15 protein-coding genes are annotated in these 18,161 nt (G+C 52.4%); 4 read left to right on the forward strand and 11 right to left on the reverse strand.

All coding sequences use genetic code 11. The features are described 5' to 3' along the window. Nucleotides 1–28: 28 nt before the first annotated feature. Nucleotides 29–1,882, forward strand: a complete 1,854-nt coding sequence (asnB, locus tag LA360_RS06510; RefSeq protein ID WP_112483140.1) for an asparagine synthase (glutamine-hydrolyzing) — start codon at nt 29–31, stop codon at nt 1,880–1,882. On the opposite strand, the gene LA360_RS06515 is transcribed toward asnB, so the two are convergent. After that, nucleotides 1,879–3,258, reverse strand: coding sequence for a GGDEF domain-containing protein (locus tag LA360_RS06515; RefSeq protein WP_112483142.1), 1,380 nt, complete (start codon nt 3,256–3,258; stop codon nt 1,879–1,881). The genes asnB and LA360_RS06515 overlap by 4 nt on opposite strands. A 131-nt stretch (nt 3,259–3,389) precedes the next feature. Here LA360_RS06515 and LA360_RS06520 point away from each other — a divergent pair, with 131 nt between their 5' ends. After that, on the forward strand, nt 3,390–3,737 hold the full coding sequence (locus LA360_RS06520; protein ID WP_112483144.1) for a helix-turn-helix transcriptional regulator: 348 nt from the start codon (nt 3,390–3,392) through the stop codon (nt 3,735–3,737). 191 nt (nt 3,738–3,928) lie between these two features. On the opposite strand, the gene LA360_RS06525 is transcribed toward LA360_RS06520, so the two are convergent. The 10 genes from LA360_RS06525 to LA360_RS06570 all read right to left on the reverse strand — a co-directional run bounded on the left by LA360_RS06525 (nt 3,929) and on the right by LA360_RS06570 (nt 15,870). After that, on the reverse strand, nt 3,929–4,282 hold the full coding sequence (locus LA360_RS06525; RefSeq protein WP_022203245.1) for a cupin domain-containing protein: 354 nt from the start codon (nt 4,280–4,282) through the stop codon (nt 3,929–3,931). Nucleotides 4,283–4,413: 131 nt separating this feature from the next. Then, nucleotides 4,414–5,301 (reverse strand): hypothetical protein, encoded by an 888-nt coding sequence (locus tag LA360_RS06530; protein ID WP_022203246.1) that lies wholly within the window; start codon nt 5,299–5,301, stop codon nt 4,414–4,416. 235 nt (nt 5,302–5,536) lie between these two features. After that, nucleotides 5,537–6,739, reverse strand: coding sequence for an FprA family A-type flavoprotein (locus tag LA360_RS06535; protein ID WP_022203247.1), 1,203 nt, complete (start codon nt 6,737–6,739; stop codon nt 5,537–5,539). A gap of 293 nt (nt 6,740–7,032) precedes the next feature. After that, nucleotides 7,033–8,088: a sulfite reductase subunit C gene (gene asrC, locus LA360_RS06540; protein ID WP_022203249.1), complete on the reverse strand. Its 1,056-nt coding sequence runs from the start codon at nt 8,086–8,088 to the stop codon at nt 7,033–7,035. 18 nt (nt 8,089–8,106) lie between these two features. After that, on the reverse strand, nt 8,107–8,898 hold the full coding sequence (gene asrB / locus LA360_RS06545; RefSeq protein ID WP_112483146.1) for an anaerobic sulfite reductase subunit AsrB: 792 nt from the start codon (nt 8,896–8,898) through the stop codon (nt 8,107–8,109). 16 nt (nt 8,899–8,914) lie between these two features. Further along, nucleotides 8,915–9,949, reverse strand: a complete 1,035-nt coding sequence (gene asrA / locus LA360_RS06550; protein ID WP_022203251.1) for an anaerobic sulfite reductase subunit AsrA — start codon at nt 9,947–9,949, stop codon at nt 8,915–8,917. Between the two features lie 259 nt (nt 9,950–10,208). Next, entirely contained in the window at nt 10,209–11,903 is a 1,695-nt protein-coding gene (locus tag LA360_RS06555) for a cadherin-like beta sandwich domain-containing protein (protein WP_022203252.1), read from the reverse strand. 39 nt (nt 11,904–11,942) lie between these two features. Next, nucleotides 11,943–14,171 carry an SH3 domain-containing protein gene (locus tag LA360_RS06560; protein WP_112483148.1) on the reverse strand — a complete coding sequence of 743 codons (2,229 nt, stop codon included), beginning with the start codon at nt 14,169–14,171 and terminating at the stop codon, nt 11,943–11,945. Between the two features lie 239 nt (nt 14,172–14,410). After that, nucleotides 14,411–15,667, reverse strand: a complete 1,257-nt coding sequence (locus tag LA360_RS06565; RefSeq protein WP_022203254.1) for a D-alanyl-D-alanine carboxypeptidase family protein — start codon at nt 15,665–15,667, stop codon at nt 14,411–14,413. Nucleotides 15,668–15,723: 56 nt separating this feature from the next. Further along, the gene (locus LA360_RS06570; protein WP_160116375.1) at nt 15,724–15,870 is read right to left on the reverse strand and encodes a hypothetical protein; all 147 of its coding nucleotides are present in this window, start codon (nt 15,868–15,870) and stop codon (nt 15,724–15,726) included. An 83-nt stretch (nt 15,871–15,953) separates the two neighbouring features. On the opposite strand from LA360_RS06570, the gene LA360_RS06575 reads away from it, so the two are divergent. Next, nucleotides 15,954–17,201, forward strand: a complete 1,248-nt coding sequence (locus LA360_RS06575; RefSeq protein WP_022203255.1) for a DNA polymerase Y family protein — start codon at nt 15,954–15,956, stop codon at nt 17,199–17,201. A 57-nt stretch (nt 17,202–17,258) separates the two neighbouring features. Continuing rightward, a complete protein-coding gene (locus tag LA360_RS06580) occupies nt 17,259–18,158 on the forward strand; it encodes an RluA family pseudouridine synthase (protein WP_002583828.1) in 900 nt (299 codons plus the stop codon). Nucleotides 18,159–18,161: the final 3 nt, after the last annotated feature.

Raw genomic sequence — 18,161 nt, forward strand, 5'->3', positions numbered from 1 at the left:
TTCCACATCATGACAGGAGGAATGAATTATGTGCGGAATTGCCGGTTTTTATAACCCTCATGACCATTACCTGAAAGAAAAAGAACACTATGAATCTGTCCTGCGGGCCATGGCAGAACGCTTGCGGCACCGGGGCCCCGATGACGCCGGACAATGGCTTTGGGAACACGGCGGCCTGTCCCATGCCCGCCTGTCCATCATTGATCTGGCCGGAGGTCACCAGCCCATGGTGAAATCAGGCTCCAGACAGACCTTTGCCATTGTCTACAACGGGGAACTGTACAATACCGATGAACTGCGCCGGGAGCTCATGGCCGCGGGCTGCTCCTTCCAGAGCTCCAGCGACACGGAGGTCATACTGGCAGGCTACATGGAATACGGCCCTGACTTTGTAAAGCGCCTGAACGGCATCTTTGCCTTTGCCGTCATGGACACGGCCCATAACCGTCTGTGCCTGTTCCGGGACCGGGCCGGGGTAAAACCGCTGTTCTATACGGCGAGGGACGAAGAACTCATATTTTCATCCGAGCTCAAAGGAATCCTGGCCTATCCGGGCATCAAAGCCCGGTTGGACCGCAGGGGATTAAATGAAGTGTTCTCCATCGGACCTGCCAGGACCTACGGCTGCGGCGTTCTAAAGGACATGGAGGAGCTGCTCCCGGGACATTACCTCATATGCGGCCCGGATGGAATCCGCCAGCATAGTTATTGGAAGCTGGTCAGCCGTCCCCATGAGGACAGCTATGAAAGGACCATTGAGAAAACGTCTTTTCTGGTGGAGGATTCCGTGCGCAGGCAGATGGTTTCAGATGTGCCCATCTGTACCTTCCTTTCAGGCGGCGTGGACTCCAGCCTGGTATCTGCCATCTGCGCAAAAGAACTGAAAAAACAGGGAAAGCGCCTTACCACCTTCTCCTTTGACTTTGTGGACAACGATAAATTCTTCCGGGCCAACCCCTTCCAGCCCTCCCGGGACCGCCCCTACGTGGACCAGATGGTAAGATTCCTGGATTCCGACCATCATTACCTTGAATGCGGCAACCTGACCCAGGCCGACCGTCTCTTTGATTCCGTCCTGGCCCATGATCTGCCGGCCATGGGGGACATTGATTCCTCCATGCTCCAGTTCTGCTCCATGGTCAGGGAACACAACAAGGTAGCCCTGACCGGCGAATGCGCCGACGAAATATTCGGCGGCTACCCCTGGTTCCATAAAAAGGAATGCTTTGAGGCCCACACGTTCCCGTGGACCATGGACCTGTCCCCCAGAAAATCCCTGCTGGATGACAGCTTCTTAGAGTATCTGGACATGGACCGGTATGTGCTGGATACCTATGAGCGCTCTGTGGCAGAGACCCCTGTGCTGGCAGAGGATTCCCCGGAGGAAGCCAGACGCCGGGAAATTGCCTGGCTGAACCTGCGCTGGTTCATGCAGACCCTTCTCAACCGCATGGACCGCACCAGCATGTATTCCGGCCTGGAAGCAAGAGTTCCCTTTGCGGACCACCGAATCATTGAATACGTCTGGAACGTGCCCTGGGACATGAAAACAAGGGACGGACTGGTAAAGAACCTGCTCCGCCAGTCGGGAAAAGGACTTCTCCCGGATGAAATACTGTTCCGGAAAAAGTCCCCCTATCCTAAAACCTATGATACCGCCTATGAGAAACTGCTTGCAGACCGTGTAAGGGAAATGATGGACGACAGCCATTCACCTGTAATGGATTTCCTGGACCGGAAAAAACTGGTCCGCTTCCTCACCAGCCCCTCTGATTACGGAAAACCCTGGTACGGCCAGCTCATGGCCGGTCCCCAGATGCTGGCCTATATCCTCCAGGTCAACTTCTGGCTGAAAACCTATGACATTGAAGTGGTGGGCTAGGAGTGAGGCTTCATATCAGGCTCGTAAAACGCGAACTGATTCTTACCCCGGCGCTTGGCTTCATAGACAGCTATATCCGCCTTAATGAGAAGGGAATCGTAATCCCTTCCGTCCCTCGGGCACACAGCCCCTCCGATGCTGCAGGAGAGCCCGCAGCCCTTCAGTTCTAAATCCGGTATGCGGCTCACTGCCTGGCACAGGCGTCCCGCGCATTCGCCTGCCTCACCAACGGACGTGACGCCCGATAAAAAGGCCACGAACTCGTCGCCTCCCACCCTTCCGATTATGTCGGAAGTCCGGAGGACCTGGCGGAAACACTCCGCCACAGAGCACAGCACCTTATCCCCGTACCGGTGGCCAAGGGTATCGTTCACTGTCTTAAAATTATCCAAATCGATAAAAAGCAGCACAGAAGGCGGCATCACCGCGGCCTCCCTCAGGGCTGTGTTGATCTTGGCATTCACTGCCTGGCGGTTATACAGGCCTGTAAGAGAATCAATCCTTGCATGAAGGAGCGCGTCGCTGAGGCGCTTCTTCTGCCTGCGCTGCTCCAGGTACTCTGCCGTGATATCCTGCCGCATAAGAAGAATCCTGCGCTCCTGCCTGTCAAAGTATGCATAGTGCAGCAATTTGCGGGCATACCGGCCGTCCGTGCTTTTTTCCCCATAAGATATCATCAGCTCGCCTTCCCGTTCCAAGGCATCCAGGACATTTCCCATGGACGCTTTCTCCAAAAGCAGGTCCCTGTCCTCAGGCACCGCATACTTCCTGACGCAGGCTTCCAGTTCCTGATTATAATTTCCTGAAGAAGGCATCTGCCCCTGTATACGGCTGTCATTTTTCTGCAACATTTCATAATAACCCGTGCCCCCGTCCAGACACAGGAAAAAATCGCAGTTTCTGTACACGTACCGGTCGATAATCTGTTCCTGCATGTACCGCTTCTGTTCTTCCTTTTCCATATCACGGACATAGCACAGGATGGTGCCGCCGTTACCGGCTGCTATGGCCACCGCCTCCACCCACACATAGTCACCCTCCGCCGTCCTCTGCCGGTAGACCAGCTTATCGGGATGTCTGCTCGCTGAAAGCTCTTTCATGTGCACGGAGCTGAAAAATGCCAGGAACTGCCTGCACTCCCGGGGATGTACACGGCTCCAGGCAAATGCCCTGAATTCCCGCTCTGTACGGTTCTCCCGCAGCCGGCTTCTGCCCTCTGTGTAAAATATAATCCGGCTGTCCCCTGATGCCGGGTCCCAGGCCAGCAGTTCGTCAAATAATGTCAGAAGCGGCTGTGCATATTCCTTTTCAAGCCCCGGTTCCTGCACCACGCGTTTCCCGCACACCTGCCTTCTGTCTTCTGTCCCTTCACCCATGCAAAACTTCCTTTCCCCCTCCCGGCATTACATCCAGGAGTTCAGTGTATTTCAATTCATTATTTATATGCATTGCATAGTAATTCATAATATGAGAAGTGTAGTGTACACTAGTATTGAGGTGAATCGCAATGCATGACTACGTTAAAACTTTAGGTACGGTCATCCGAAAGGCCCGCGAAGAGCAGGGAATGTCCCAGGCTTCCCTGGCTGAGAAGCTGGGCATAGATGTCCGTACCATTATTAATATAGAAAATTTCCGTGGAAACCCCAAATTTGAGGTGCTTTATCCTCTGGTAACCACTTTGAGAATTCCCGCTGACCGTATCTTTTACCCTGAAACCGACTCCATGGGCAACAGCAAGCAGCAGTTGTTCTGGGAACTCCACAGTCTGAGTGAAAAGGAAGCCCTGGAGCTTCTTCCCGTCATACGCTGTCTGGCTGAAATTATGCGCAAACACGGGTCAGAGAACCCATAATCCGATATTATTTTACTACAGGGATTCTAAAAATACAATATATTATTCATTGCATTACAGATTTTTTACGTATTGCGATACATGTTTCAGACAAAAATACAGAGCTGTCCGCCAGGAACCAGATTCAAACAATCCTTCCAAAACAGGCAGCCCGGTCCAATGTCCCGGTCAAAATATCCTCCCCGGCATCTCTATGCCGGAACATTGATGATAAGTGCAATGATTTCCATGGTCCCGTCCCCGTAACAGGCAATGCCGTGGCTGTCCCCATCCTTGCACATGTGGTAATCTCCGGGATTCAGCACGGATTCCACGCCGTTATCCGTTACCAGGGCCTGTCCCTTCAGCACATAATATCCCTCAAACTCTCCTTGATGCTCATGTATCCCAATGGATGTGCCCGGCTCAAACACGACCCTGGCGAAGGTCCTTCCCGAACCGTAAGCCTCCTCCTTTGTCATGAAGGTGTGGAAGGTCACATCTCCCATCCCCTTCTGCACCTCGTGCTTGGCAACGGCCTCCATCTCGTCTTTTCTTCTAATCATGATTCCTGTCCTCCTGTCATTCCATATGGCTATCCATCATTGTACCATCCTGTCCCCGGTCCGTCAACGTCCGGAACCACCCTTTACAGATACGTTTTACACTGCTTTGCCAACATGCTTTACAGCTACCGTCACGAGTAATACATCTCCCGCTTTCTTCCGATAACGGGTCCGGGACAATCTGAGGCCAGAGAGACCGTCAGCATCTCCGGCTCCACCTCCACCTGCGGCTTCACGCTGCCCTTGGCCTTTAAGAGCCGGCACAGGCTCTTGGCCCGCTTCATGCTGTCGGTTGGCTCTTTCATCAGATATTCCAGCTCCTGCTCCACAAAGCTGTCCTTTGCGTATTCCCGGCAGATGACATCGTAATTGCGCTGGCGCCCCGCGTCCCTTCTGCATCTATCCTCCAGAAAGCTTCTTGCCACTTCGCCGGATGGAAACTGTTCACTTAAATGAAGCATCATGAGACGGGCATACGCCTCAACAAACGGTCCCTCTCCTGTCCTGGACAGCTTCCCGTCCATACGGCAGAACTGTTCCATGTCAAAAGCCCGGGCCGGCACATGAAGGCGGCCGCAGGCCCCTGTCATATAACATACATACGCCTGCTCCCGTATCTCCCCTTCGTCAAACTCCTCCCGCCCGTACTTTGCCGCACCCTCCTGTATCTTATTTATCAGATTATGAGCAATATACCGGCTCACCCTCAGATTCACTTCCTGTTCCAGGACAGCCATATCGTAAAAATGTTCAGAGGACATGGGAAATAATGTTTCCAGAAGGCCCCCGGTAAAATCCAGAAACTGGTTAGTTCTGCTGTCGAAAAATAAAAAGGGACCATTGTCCGGACCGGTTCGGTCAGAAAACGCCTCCGGCCTGCATCTGACGCCGATTTCCCAAAAACCGTCCGGACAGGCGGGACCGGATTTCCCTGCAGTAAACAGATATTCATGACTTCCGGAAAACACACTGACTGTCTTCCGTGCCCTTATCCCCTCAATCAGTCTCATAATCCCCATGTTATCATATCCTCCCACATCATTTGTATTTTTCTGCGCCTCCCATATTTCAGCGCTTTAAATTATGGAATGCATGTTCTATACTACTAAATTTCACAAATAAGTGCAATATTAACAACCAAAAATACACAAAAAGTACAAAAAAGGTACAAAAAACGCAATAAAATACCGGACAGCTCCAATAAAGCCATCCGGCAAATCGTTTAAAACTATGACTGTCACTGATTCAGTGCTGCTATTTCATGGATTCCGCAATGGCATCCGCCATGGAATCCAGTTCTTCCATCTGGGATTCCTTAAGAGATGATTTTACTGTCACCATCTGTTCCAGAATGGTCATATTCTTCATGGAGCCGATGATTTCCTTCATCTGCTTTCCTGACAGCACGCCCCAGGAGCCGTTTTCCATCAGGGCCACGGTCCTGTTCTGCAGGTTATGGGCCTTCAGATCCATGAGCACATGCTCCATGCTGCTGAAGATGCCTCCGTTATAGGTGGCTGACGCAAACACCAGATGGCTGCAGCGGAATGCCTCCGAGATAATAGTGGAAGGATGGGTGGAGGAGGCGTCATACATGGCAATGTTCCTGATTCCCCTCTCCGCCAGTTTGCAGGCCAGGATATTGGCTGCGTTCTCCGTGTTGCCGTAGATGGAACCATAGGCAATCATCACGGCCTTTTCCTCCGGCTCATAGCTGCTCCAGGTCAGATACTTGTCCACGTACCAGCTTATATCCTCGCGCCATACCGGGCCGTGAAGCGGGCACAGGGTACGGATGTCCAGGCCTGACGCTTTCTTTAACAGGGTCTGCACGGAAGGCCCGTACTTGCCCACGATATTGGTATAATACCGTCTGGCATCGTCCAGCCAGTCTCTCTCAAAATTCACCTCATCCGCAAACAGGTTGCCGTTCATGGCCCCGAAGGTGCCAAAGGCATCCGCGGAGAACAGGGTCTTGTCCGTGGTATCATAGGTTACCATAACCTCCGGCCAGTGTACCATGGGCGCCATGAGGAAGGTAAATGTATGCCGCCCCGTGCAAAGAGTATCATTTTCCTTGACCACAATGGCTCTGGAATCAATGTCAAAATTATAGAACTGTTTGATAATCGGAATGGTTTTGGGGTTGCACACAACCTGTACCCCCGGATACCGCAGCACAATCTCTCCAAGGGTGGCGCAGTGGTCCGGCTCCATGTGGTTTACCACCACGTAATCTAAGGCTCGTCCCTTTAACAGTGCGTCTATGTTCTCAAAAAACTGCTCCGTGATTGCCCGGTCCACCGTGTCAAACAGCACAGTCTTCTCATCCAGCAGAAGATAAGCATTGTAGGAAACCCCCCGCGGAATAGGATACGCGTTCTCAAATAAGGCCAGCCTCCGGTCTGTACCGCCAACCCAGAACAAATCATCATTGATGCGCTTTACACAGTACATATTCATTCTTCCTTTCGTCCATAATATGTTAAAAATCCGTCAATTTATTTCGCTTAGAAGTATACTACATTTTTCCCAAAATGTCACTGTATAAATTAGTGTACACTAATAATTTCCGGCTGTCCGCATCTTTCTCCGCGCTGTCCGTACTTACCTTGTTTAGTATCCCTGTCCGGACCCAAAATATTACAGGGCCGGCAATCTTTGCGCGGAAACCGCAGAAAAACAGCAGGGTATGCATTCACATCCCCGCTGTTTGAATTCTTTTGCCGCTATTTATAATCCAAATTCCTCTATGCCTGCTTTTTTGCCGGCTCCTGGGGGCCTGCGTGCTTATGCTCAGACAGCGGCATCACATGCATGTTTCCTCTCTGCTCATTCTCAGCCCAGAAAATATCATCCGCCATCTTTGCCTCAGGATTAAACTCCACTCCTTCAAAGATATGTTTTACGAATTCCTTATAGCCCACACGGTCAATCAGATGGCCGCCGTGGAGATACTCCGGCTTGTAATCCAGAGCCCAGGCGGAAAACTTCTGCCAGTTGGCAAACATGCCCAGGATCACATCCTCCGTAACCCAGTTAAGGAACAGCTTGCCTGCTCTTGGATTCTGCTTGCCCGTACGTCCTCCCAGGGTTACGCGGTACAGCTTCTTATCGCCCCTGGTCCATGCTCCGGTGGGACAAATCAGGGAACATTCGCCGCAGCCCACGCAGCAGCAGGTGTCCTTGTCAATCTTGCCGTTCCGGTTCAGGCTCAGCACGCCTGTGGCATGATGCCTGCAGGCGTCCACGCAGGAACCGCAGCCAATGCAGCGATCAATGTCATATACCTGCTTGTTGATGCCCATGATGCCGAAATCATTGAAGTTAGCCTTAACACAGTCGTTGGGACATCCGGCCACAGCCACCTTGATATGGTAATGGGACGGGAACACCAGGCGTTCAATCTTCCTGGCCAGCTCGTATGTATTCGCATTGCCCTTGATGCAGTGGGCGTTTCCGATACAGGACATGATATTCCTGGCGCCGATGGTGGGGTAGCCGTAATCCGTCACATCCATGTCCACGCCGCACATCTCCACGTCCACGTCATGGATATATGACTTGATGTACTTATTTACTTCCTCTATATTCTCATACTTTACACCGGGTATGTCAAAGGTCTGCCTGGTGCCCAGATGAAAGGTGCCGTTGCCAAAGCGCTCACAGAGATCCTGCACCAGCTTTAAGTGTTTTGCCTCAATCATGGCTCCCGGCACACGCATCTGCAGCATGAACTCCCCCGCCACCTTGGACTGTCTGAAACAGTTGATTCTTACCTTTTTTATATCAATATCATGATTCATTCCTTCGCCACCCCTCTCTTAATCAACCAGATACTTGGCCTGGGTATAATTAAACACAGGTCCGTCCAGACAGACATACACCTCATCAATGCGGCAGTGTCCGCATTTGCCCACGGCACATGACATCCTGCGCTCAAAGGACATCCATATCTTTTCTTCCGGCACGCCCTGGTTAAGGACTTCCAGGCCCGTAAACTTCATCATAGGCGGCGGTCCTACCACCACAACGCTGTAATCCTCCCCAAAGTCCTTAAAGGGAATCCCCGGCACAAACTCTGTGACAAAACCTGTCTCCCAGCCATCCTTGTGGTCCGTATCCAGGGCATAGGTGGTGGTGAACTTCTCCTTCCAGCGCTCCAGGTCATTCCTAAAAATAATCCCGTCCTCATTCTTAAATCCGCTGATCAGGTGCACGCTCTTTACAAAATCCTCCTGATTCCAGAACATATTCAGCATGCTCTTTACAGGCGCCAGCCCGGTGCCGCCGGTGATGACCACCATATGCTTACCCTGAAACTGCTCCACCGGCCATCCTTTGCCGTAGGCTCCCCTTAAGAAAAGGATGTCGCCCGGCTGCTTCTCAAATATCTCGTCCGTCACCTTTCCCACGGAACGTATGGTAAAATCCATCCAGCCGTCCCCGAAGGAGCTGACGGATATGGGTGCTTCCCCTACCTTTGGAATGGAAAGCTGCAGGAACTGTCCGTGGGACGGACGGATATCCGTCTCCACTCTGAATGTATATTCATGAAGGCTCTCCCGCCTTACCTCGCGTATCTTACATGCCACTGGCTTCACTATATTATTCATGACTGCGTCCCCTCTCCTATGCCTGCCTGCCGGCTTTTATTTCCTCAACAGCGTCTGCCATTTTATTCACTGTAGCCACGATGGATATGTACTCAGGACACCGGTCCATGCACCGTCCGCAGCCCACACACATATGGTAGTCCTTAAACCTGGCCTTGTAGTCGTGGAATTTGTGGAGCACCTTATAGCGCATCCTATCCCCGGCCCTGTTTCTGAAGCTCATGCCGCCGGCCATATCGGTGAAATCCTTTACCTGGCAGGAGGCGGAAGTCCTCTTGCGCTCTCCCACGTTGCGGTTCTCATTGTATATGATATCCGTTGTTGTAAAACAGGTGCAGGTGCTGCACGCCACGGTACAGGCGCCGCAGGAAATGCATCTGCCGTCAAACTGCCTCCACATGGGATGCTCCTTAAGCTTTGTCAGAACCTCCTTATCCGGAATCTCCGGCACCGTGAGGGTCAGCTCATTCTTTTCCACAAACTGCGGCTCAAAGGGACATTCCTCCATGCCCTCGAAATAGGAGGCAAATGCATCGTCCTTTACCTGGAACTCCAGTACGTCTTCTCCGAAACGGACTGCCATGGAATAGTCATCGGTCCTGTTGGTTCCCATGCTGACACAGAAGCAGGTATCCCAGCCTTTGCCGCACTCCATCATCACTATCTTGACCTTCTCGTTCATGCGCTTGTAATATATATCCTCATAACCGCCGTTGGTCAGATATATCTTTTCCTGATGATGCTGCGCGTGGATATCGCAGGGCCGCATGAATATAAGCAGCTTCTTGGAAACAGCCTTGCTTTCAATGAATTCATCTTCTGTGAAATAGAACAGGGACTGGGTAATGGGGCTTAATACCTCCTTGGCCGGAAAATCCGATTTTTCCCTGTACTCGATTTCCTCCGCCCGGTCCACCCTGGCGTACTTAATCAGGTCTGTGTCGGAATACCTGCCCTTACCCACAAAACGTTTTGGCGCCCATATCTCATACTCTTCCTGAAGCTTTGCAAACATCCTGTCGGCATCCTTCAAATCCATTCTGTATCCCATGAAATGCCTCCTCCTTTATTCTTTTATCCCTTATATATACTTCTTCATTAAAAGGCTTATGTTATTATTATAACAACCCCTAAAAATAAAGTATAATTATATGTTGTGATGGTCTGATAATAAATTTTTATCATTAAGAATTAACTGTAACCATTGAGGACGCGTACAGTCTCCGGCAGCACGCAAAAGGCAGCAGCCATGGGAATATCCCGGATGGCTGCTGCCTTTATGGTCTGCCTGTGGGTTCTGTTATTCTTTATTACAAATCAAAAATCTCAAAATCATCATCCTGTGCGTCCTGTTTTGCAGAACCCTGCTCTGTTTCCCTCCTGACAACCGGCCGTTCCTGTTTCACAGGCGGCTTCTGCCTGGATGCCGGCGCCTGGGCCGGCGCACGGTCCGGTGTCTGAACCGGCCTCCCAGGCTTCACCGGCTTTTTCACCGGAATCTCCACCTGAGGCTCTTCTTCCGTTTCATAGACATCTTCATCCTCTTCGTAGATGTCCTCATCCTCTTCATCCAGCGGATAATCCTCCTCCGGAAGGTCTCTGTAGCCCTCATCATCGCCGTAGGCAGAATCATCCTCATATTCCTCAGATTCATCGTACCAGTCAGAATCCTGGCAGCCCTCCTCATCGGCGTATTCCTGATAATCCTCTGAATGCTCCAAAAGCTCAGGCTCCTCTGCCTTTTCCTTCCTGCTGTTCCTGCCCCGGCCGCCCCGCGGACCGTCCTTCTTGTCACCCAGTTCATCCCGGCTGCCGCCCTTTCTTCCGGAGCCCCTGGTAAATACAACCACCAGAAGGATGACCAGCAGAATGATTGCGATGACAATGGTCACAATCAGCAGTATCTTAAGGAGATTGTAATCATCGTAAATCTTGTCGTATGTAAGGGCCAGTTCATCGTACACTTCCTTTGTCACGGAACCGCTGATGGCCGGGTCCTCAAAGTAACGCTGTATGGTCCTCTCATCGTCCTTCATATCATAACGGTAGAAGCTCTTCTCTCCGGACTCATTCATACCGTACACGACACAGTACTGGTGCTCTGCCTCAGAGCCCCATACCCAGCCCTGAACCTTGTGGCCGTCGATATTAATGGTGCTCTCCTTGAATCCTTCCGGAACCTTCACCTCAGGATCAGGCGGAAGAATGGTGATGACGCGCTCGGCTATCCGCATCCTTACCTGGGAAGAAGCATCGGCATCCGCAGCGCTGGCGCCGCCCTCTGCCTTGGTCACCACAATGACGTATTCCTTGATGGTCTCGCCATCCTGGGCTGTCACGCGGCATGTCACGCGGTTTTCGCCCATCTGGAGTCCTTCGTTTCCGCTGACCACCTTGGTGGCGTTCCCGTCCGTGCAATCCGCGCTGACAATAACCTTATCCACATCCGTTCCAACGGTCACCGCGTAGGTGTCCACATCCGGTGAAAATGCCGGCGTCAGGCTTCCTGGTGAAATCTGGAGTGATTTAAGAGTGGCATCCTTGGAAGCTGACTGCAGGGCACTGACCGTCACAGTGGAGCTTCCCTGCTGGTTAACCGTCACAATCTGTGAGTTGGAATCATAAATTTCCTGGCTGGTAACCTCAATCTTGCTGGTCCCGGCCGCTATGGCATTGAAATTAAGGGTGAATGCAAGGGTTCCCGTATTGGGCGTGCCTGCGTCCCCATGGACCCGGACAGCTCCCGCCCCTCCGTCCGCGTTGGTGCCGTCCACAAATTCCAATATGTTGGAATCATAGGACAGCATCACATCCGCATTGGCCAGGTTGTCGCTGCTGGTTATCTTCATATTCACCTTGATCTTGCCGCCCACGGTTGCGGATGGGTCGGAAAAGGCGATTCTCGCATTTGCCGCAAAGGCCGTTATCATCTGCGCCGGCATCATGACTGTCATCATGCACGCCATTGCCAGAACTGCAGCCACATGTCTCATACGTCTAATCATCATCATTTCCCACTTTCTGATTATAATATTTTCCCTTTATCAGGACTGCACTTCTACAATGGTTACATTGCTTCCGCCTGGTCCGCTGCCGCTTCCGGAAGGACTTCCCGGTCCGCCTGGTCCGCCGCTGCCGCCTGAACTGCCGTCCGGACTGACCGTACCGCCAAAACTGCCGCCTCCATATACAGGTGAGCCTGCGCTTCCCTGGGTAGGACCGCCGTCCTGCTTCACCACATGGATGGTATAGGTCCTCACGCTTCCGTTCTGGGCAGTCACAGCGATGGAAATGTCGTTTCCGCCATTCTGCAGGGAGACATTGCCTGCGCCGTCCACACGCGCATTGGAATCCGACGCATATGCGCTGACTGTAATATTGGACACAGAAGAATCCACAATCAGATTATATTCCTGGGTATCCCTGTTAAAGCTTGGAGTCAGATTGAAACCGTCCACTCCGAGACCGGACAGCTTGTTGTTGGGGCTTCCGTCTCCGGTAGGCGCCACGCAGGGCTGCTCCGGCATATTGTTAAATACAGGGATATGAAACTCCAGGGCTGTCTTCTTCAAATCAGACGTGTATGCCTGGGACAGCTTGGCCGCCTCTGAGGCAGCTCCCTGGATATTGCTCATATACTGGTGCTTATAAAGGTTTGACCCCTGGACATTGAATTTCTTCAGATAAAATGTATTCTGCCCGGCTTTCACATAATTATCCCCATAATTCTGGGCGCCGCCCCGGATGGCCTTCTCCACCGTGTTCCAGGGACGTCCGTAGGAACCGGACTGGGACGCAAACCTGAGTCCCATCTCAATGGCGGACACTGCGCCGGACTGGTATGCCTCCACATTAAAGAAGTTGTAGTATCCCTCGTAACCGGAATAGGAACCGGAAATAAGAGGGCTTGTACCATTATTGCCCTGCTCCTGGAGTATCATGGCTGCCAGCACATAAGGGCTTACCCCTGACTGACTGGCCGCGGCCATGATGATGTCTGCATAAGGAGCCGCTGCACCGGTGGAGCCGCCTCCCGGCGACGTGCCGGTCTGGTCCACCACATTTTCCGATGCGGGTGACGCCACCGGACCGTTTGAAGTGCCGCTGCCACTCTGGCCCGGGGACACGGGACCACTGCTGCTGCCGGAACCGTCCTGTCCCGGAGCCACCAGGCTTACGCTGGTAGACACTATATTGCGCTCTCTGGGCTCAATGGATGCGTGTGGGGACTCCAGACTCACCTCCCCGCTGCCAGAAGGACTGCTGCTCCCTGAGGATCCGCCTGAGGAGCTGCCTCCCGGAGAGACCGCTGCTGACCCGGAGCCGTTTGAACTGCCGGAAACCCCTGGTCCATGCTGTGTATCTTCATAGGTACTGCTGCGCCCGGGCCCCTTGGAAGAACCTGAGGAACTGCCTGAGGAGCCGGGACCGCCTGAACCGGGACCTTCCGAAGAAGATCCTGGCCCGCTGGAGAAATCACTTCCCCCTGTTCCTGTGGAATTCGTTGTCCCTGAAAGGAAGGAGCCGTTTATGAGGCTGTTTAACCCCTCCTTTGTCTGTGTATTGGCATCATATTCATGGTTGAGGAACTGGAACACATACGTCTCATCCAGAAAATTTCTGGGGTCCATGTAATACCGTATGATATCCTCGGAGGCAGCCACCCAGTTGCTGCCGTCGAATCCGGTCCACGTACTGTTGTCCCAGTTATAAGCTCCGTTGGCAACGGATTTCCAGGAGGAAACACTGCCCGTGGCCACAAGGTTGCGCCCCAGCACAGACTCATTTTCAATAACCGTGTTCCAGTCCAGACCTGTGTTTTTGGCTTTGAATACCCAATTCGGATATTGGGCATGAAGCTGCCTGAGCCCGTTTTTATAGCTCTCCGGAAATCCCTGTGAGGTGAGATATGCTTCAAAATTAGAATCCGTGGTATAGGCCACCGGAAGCCTGATATAGAGCGATGAGACATAGCCGGTGTTAACGGCTCCGCCCGTTCCTGTATATTGAATCTGATACCATGTATTGCCGTCTGTTCCGCGCTGTTCCCCGATAACGGTAACGGCCGCTCCCGCTGCCAGCCTGCCCACCGATGAATATCCGGTGCCGGCTCCGCTGCGTACATTCAAAGAGGTGGCCTTAACCGTGGCCGCCCCTGTATATGCATAGGAATCAAACATTTTAAAAGGCGTAGCCACAGATGCCGGAACCTCAGCGGCCAGCATCAGTCCCAGCACAAGCGCCAGGCCCCTTTTTAACTTTTTTCCCTTCATTATGTATAAATCTCCTGTATCTTCATTCATATCCAAAATTCGTATGAATTTCTATTTTATGACATTAATCCTATTATAATGACAAAAGCGTTCATATGTCAACAAGAACGGCGGAAACTTCACATAATACAAAGATTTGTAAGAAAAGATTAAATAATGTGGCATATCCTGGCATATCCCGGCCAAAGCCCCTTAAAATCCCCTTCCCATGCCCTGGTAAAAGTCCCCTGTCCCCCTTCCTATCTCACCAGAAACAAATCCAGCACCCGGTCCGCGGCCCGTCTCAGATTCATCTTCTCCACTCCCTGCACGGCATAGACAGGGAACCTTTTTACCAGCACCTCTCCCAGGTAATAATCCACGGTTCCCACCTGCTGTCCCTCTCTGACCGGGGCCATTAATATAGAAGGAACCTTCTTCACCACCCGCGCCTGCTCCCCCTCTCCCATCAGCAGTGTCAGATGCATATCATCGGGCTTAAGCATCATGGACAGCTCCACCTGGTCAGTGGCGCCTTCCCCTTCCTTCCAGCACAGTCCTCCTGCCACGGGAACCCTGGCAAAGGCTTCCTCCCGGAACACATCCTTCATCTTAAAATGCTCCAGCCCATAGGAGTAGAGCTTTCTTGCATCCGACCATTTATATGTCTTATGAGGCGGCCAGCCGCAGCCCAGAAGGGCAATGACGTAGGTCCTTCCCTGGTTCTCCATGGCTCCCACATAAGAATACCCGGCTCCCCCTGTAAATCCCGTTTTCCCGGACAGGACCCCTTCCATCATAGTCAGAAACGCGTTGTGATTATAACAGTTAAAAGAGCGTTTCCCTGCCGTATCCGTAAAATAGTGGTTCTGGGTCTGCGTTATCTTTAAAAATTCATCCCTGGCAGGGGACTTTGTCACACAATACCGCATGATTCGGGCCAAATCAGAGGCTGTGGTGGAATGGATATGTTCCTTTCCCTGTTCATCTGTCCTTACCCCATCCAGCCCGTTGGGCGTAATAAAATAGGTATCCCCGCAGCCAAGCCCCACAGCCTTCTCATTCATCATTGCGGCAAACCCTTCCACGCTGCCTCCTATGTGCTCCGCTATCATCACAGCCGCATCATTATAGGATTCCAGCATCAGGGCATACAAAAGGTCCTCCAGCCTGTACTCCTCTCCCTCCCGTACCCCCAGGTGCACCTTGGGCTGGGAGGCGGCATTGGAGGACGCCTTCACCGTATCCTCCCCCCTTCCGTTCTCCAGAGCCAGGATACAGGTCATAATTTTCGTGGTACTGGCCATGGGCCGGATAATATCCTGTCCCTTCCCATACAAAATTCTGCCGGTATCCCCATCCATAAGGACAGCAGACTGGGCATACAGCTTCAGGAAATCCCCTTCCCCCCGGGCCTCTTCCGTCACAGGTACCGAAGTCCAACTGTCTGCAGCCGCATTTATCTGAGTGCAGGCCAGTGAAATTGTCAGTGTTATCAAAAAAATCCATTGCTTCATAAGCGACGCCGCCTAGTTGGCTTTATTTTAATAGTATTCCCGGGTGAAAATGATTATTACTGGGAATGTGGGTTGGGGGGCGCGAGGAGGGAGATGCTTCTGTCCGTGGGAGGAAGGGAGGAGGCAGCCGTATCCCCACCTGCCTCCTCCCTTCCTCCCACGGACGCCGATCCCCCAAGCCATCCGCGTCCCCTCTCCCCCATCTTCCCATCTCCCTCTTGCCCCCGAACACATATTCTGCTATGATATCTGTAAGCGGACAATACGACAGAAAGGCCGGTGTTTTATGATGGGACAGGGGGATCGTCTTATTTTTCATATTGATGTGAATTCAGCATTTTTAAGCTGGGAATGTGTGTACCGGCTTTCTCAGGACCCGGAGGCCCTGGATTTGAGAACGGTTGCTGCTGCGGTCGGAGGGGACGCCAAGTCCCGCCATGGAATCGTGCTGGCTAAGTCTCCTTTGGCTAAGAGGTATGGGGTCACCACCGGGGAGCCCCTGGTTCAGGCCATGCGCAAATGCCCGGATCTGGTGGTTGTCCCGTCCCGATTTGATTTTTACATTAAATGCTCCCGGCGCATGATGGAGCTTTTGGAGGAATACACGCCGGACCATGAAAAATTCAGTATCGATGAGATTTTTCTGGACATGACCAGCACCATCCATCTCTTTGGCAGCCCCCTGGAGGTAGCCAATGAGATTCGGGAACGGATCAGGAAGGATCTGGGATTTACGGTGAATATCGGAATCTCCACCAATAAGCTTCTGGCTAAGATGGCCTCTGACTTTGAGAAACCGGATAAATGCCATACCCTGTTTCCCCGGGAGGTGGCTGATAAGATGTGGCCCCTGCCTATACGGGAGTTATTTTTTGTGGGAGGTGCTGCACAGAGGAAAATGGAAAACCTGGGGCTGCATACCATCGGACAGCTGGCATGCTGCAACCTGGGGGTGCTTAAGTCCCACCTGGGCGAGAAATATGCTGTCCTCATCCGACAGTACGCCAATGGCATTGATGATGATCCTGTGGCTGAAAAGGAACCTGTCAATAAGGCGTATGGCAACAGCATCACCCTTTCCAGGGATATATCTGACTATGAAAGCGCCTGCCAGGTCCTGCTCTCCCTCTGTGAAACCGTAGGCGCCAGGCTGAGGGCGGACCATGTGCTGTGCAATAATGTCTGTGTGGAGCTGCGTGACTGGGAGTTTAAGAATCAGTCGCACCAGATGGTCATACCGGAACCAACGGATTCCACCTCCGTGATTTATGAATATTCCTGCCGTCTGCTGAAGGAATCCTGGCACATGACGCCGCTGCGGCTCATGGGTGTGCGGGCCGGTAAGATTTCCGATGACGGCTTCTCACAGATGAGCCTTTTTGACGACCCCGGACTTCAGAAGAAAAAGGATTTTGAAAAGGCAGTGGATGCCATACGCAGCAAATATGGAATAGACAGCGTAAAACGGGCCAGCTTCCTGCGAAAGGACGCCATCGTGGACCACGCTGCCAGCAAGAAAAAACATTTGAATTAACAAATTTTCCGGGCAGTTGACGGGATTCTATACAGAAAACAGAGTTGAGGGACGGACATGAGACGGAGAGAGCTATGCTATACCATTAGAGACAGGGAGGATGGAATTGTCCTTGGACAGTTTTTAAAGGCAAAGGGATTTTCCCACAGGCTGGCGGCGCGCATTAAGGCCGGCCGGGGACTTGCGGTGGACGGAATGCCGGCGCACGCAGGTTACCGGCTTAAGGCCGGGGAGACAGTGGAGGTGGCGCTGCCTGAGGAGGAGGATTCCGGGAATATCGTGCCGGTAAAGCTTCCTCTTTCCATTGTGTATGAGGACGAGGATATACTGGTAATCAATAAAGATGCTGGCGTGCCCATCCACCCTTCCCAGGGTCACTATGACAATACCCTGGCCAATGCTGTCTCCTGGTATTTCCGTGAAAAGGGGGAGGCTTTTACTTACCGGGTCATCAACCGGCTGGACAGGGATACCACCGGGCTGCTTATCCTGGCCAGACATATGCTCAGCGCCTGTATCTTATCGGAACAAATGGCCGGACGCAGAATCAGGCGGGAGTACAGAGCCATTGTACTTGGGCATACACCGGAGGAAGGCACGGTTGACAGCCCCATTGCCAGGGCAGAGGGCTCCACCATTGAGCGCCGGGTGGACCCGGAGGCAGGCGAAAGGGCGGTCACCCATTACCGTACCCTGCTCTACAATGAAAAAAAGGACCTGTCTCTGGTAAGTCTCAGCCTGGAAACAGGCAGGACGCATCAGATACGGGTCCACATGAGGTCCATAGGGCATCCCCTTCCCGGAGACTTCCTATACTGCCCGGATTACCGGTATATCGGCCGTCAGCCCCTCCACTCTTATCTCCTCAGGTTTGAACATCCTATTTCAGGGAAGGAGATGGAATTCACAGCCGGGCTGCCCGAAGATATGGAACGGCTCCTGCCGCCAGGCACCTGACGG

Origin of the sequence: Enterocloster clostridioformis, assembly GCF_020297485.1 — a bacterium.
Classification (GTDB): domain Bacteria; phylum Bacillota; class Clostridia; order Lachnospirales; family Lachnospiraceae; genus Enterocloster; species Enterocloster clostridioformis.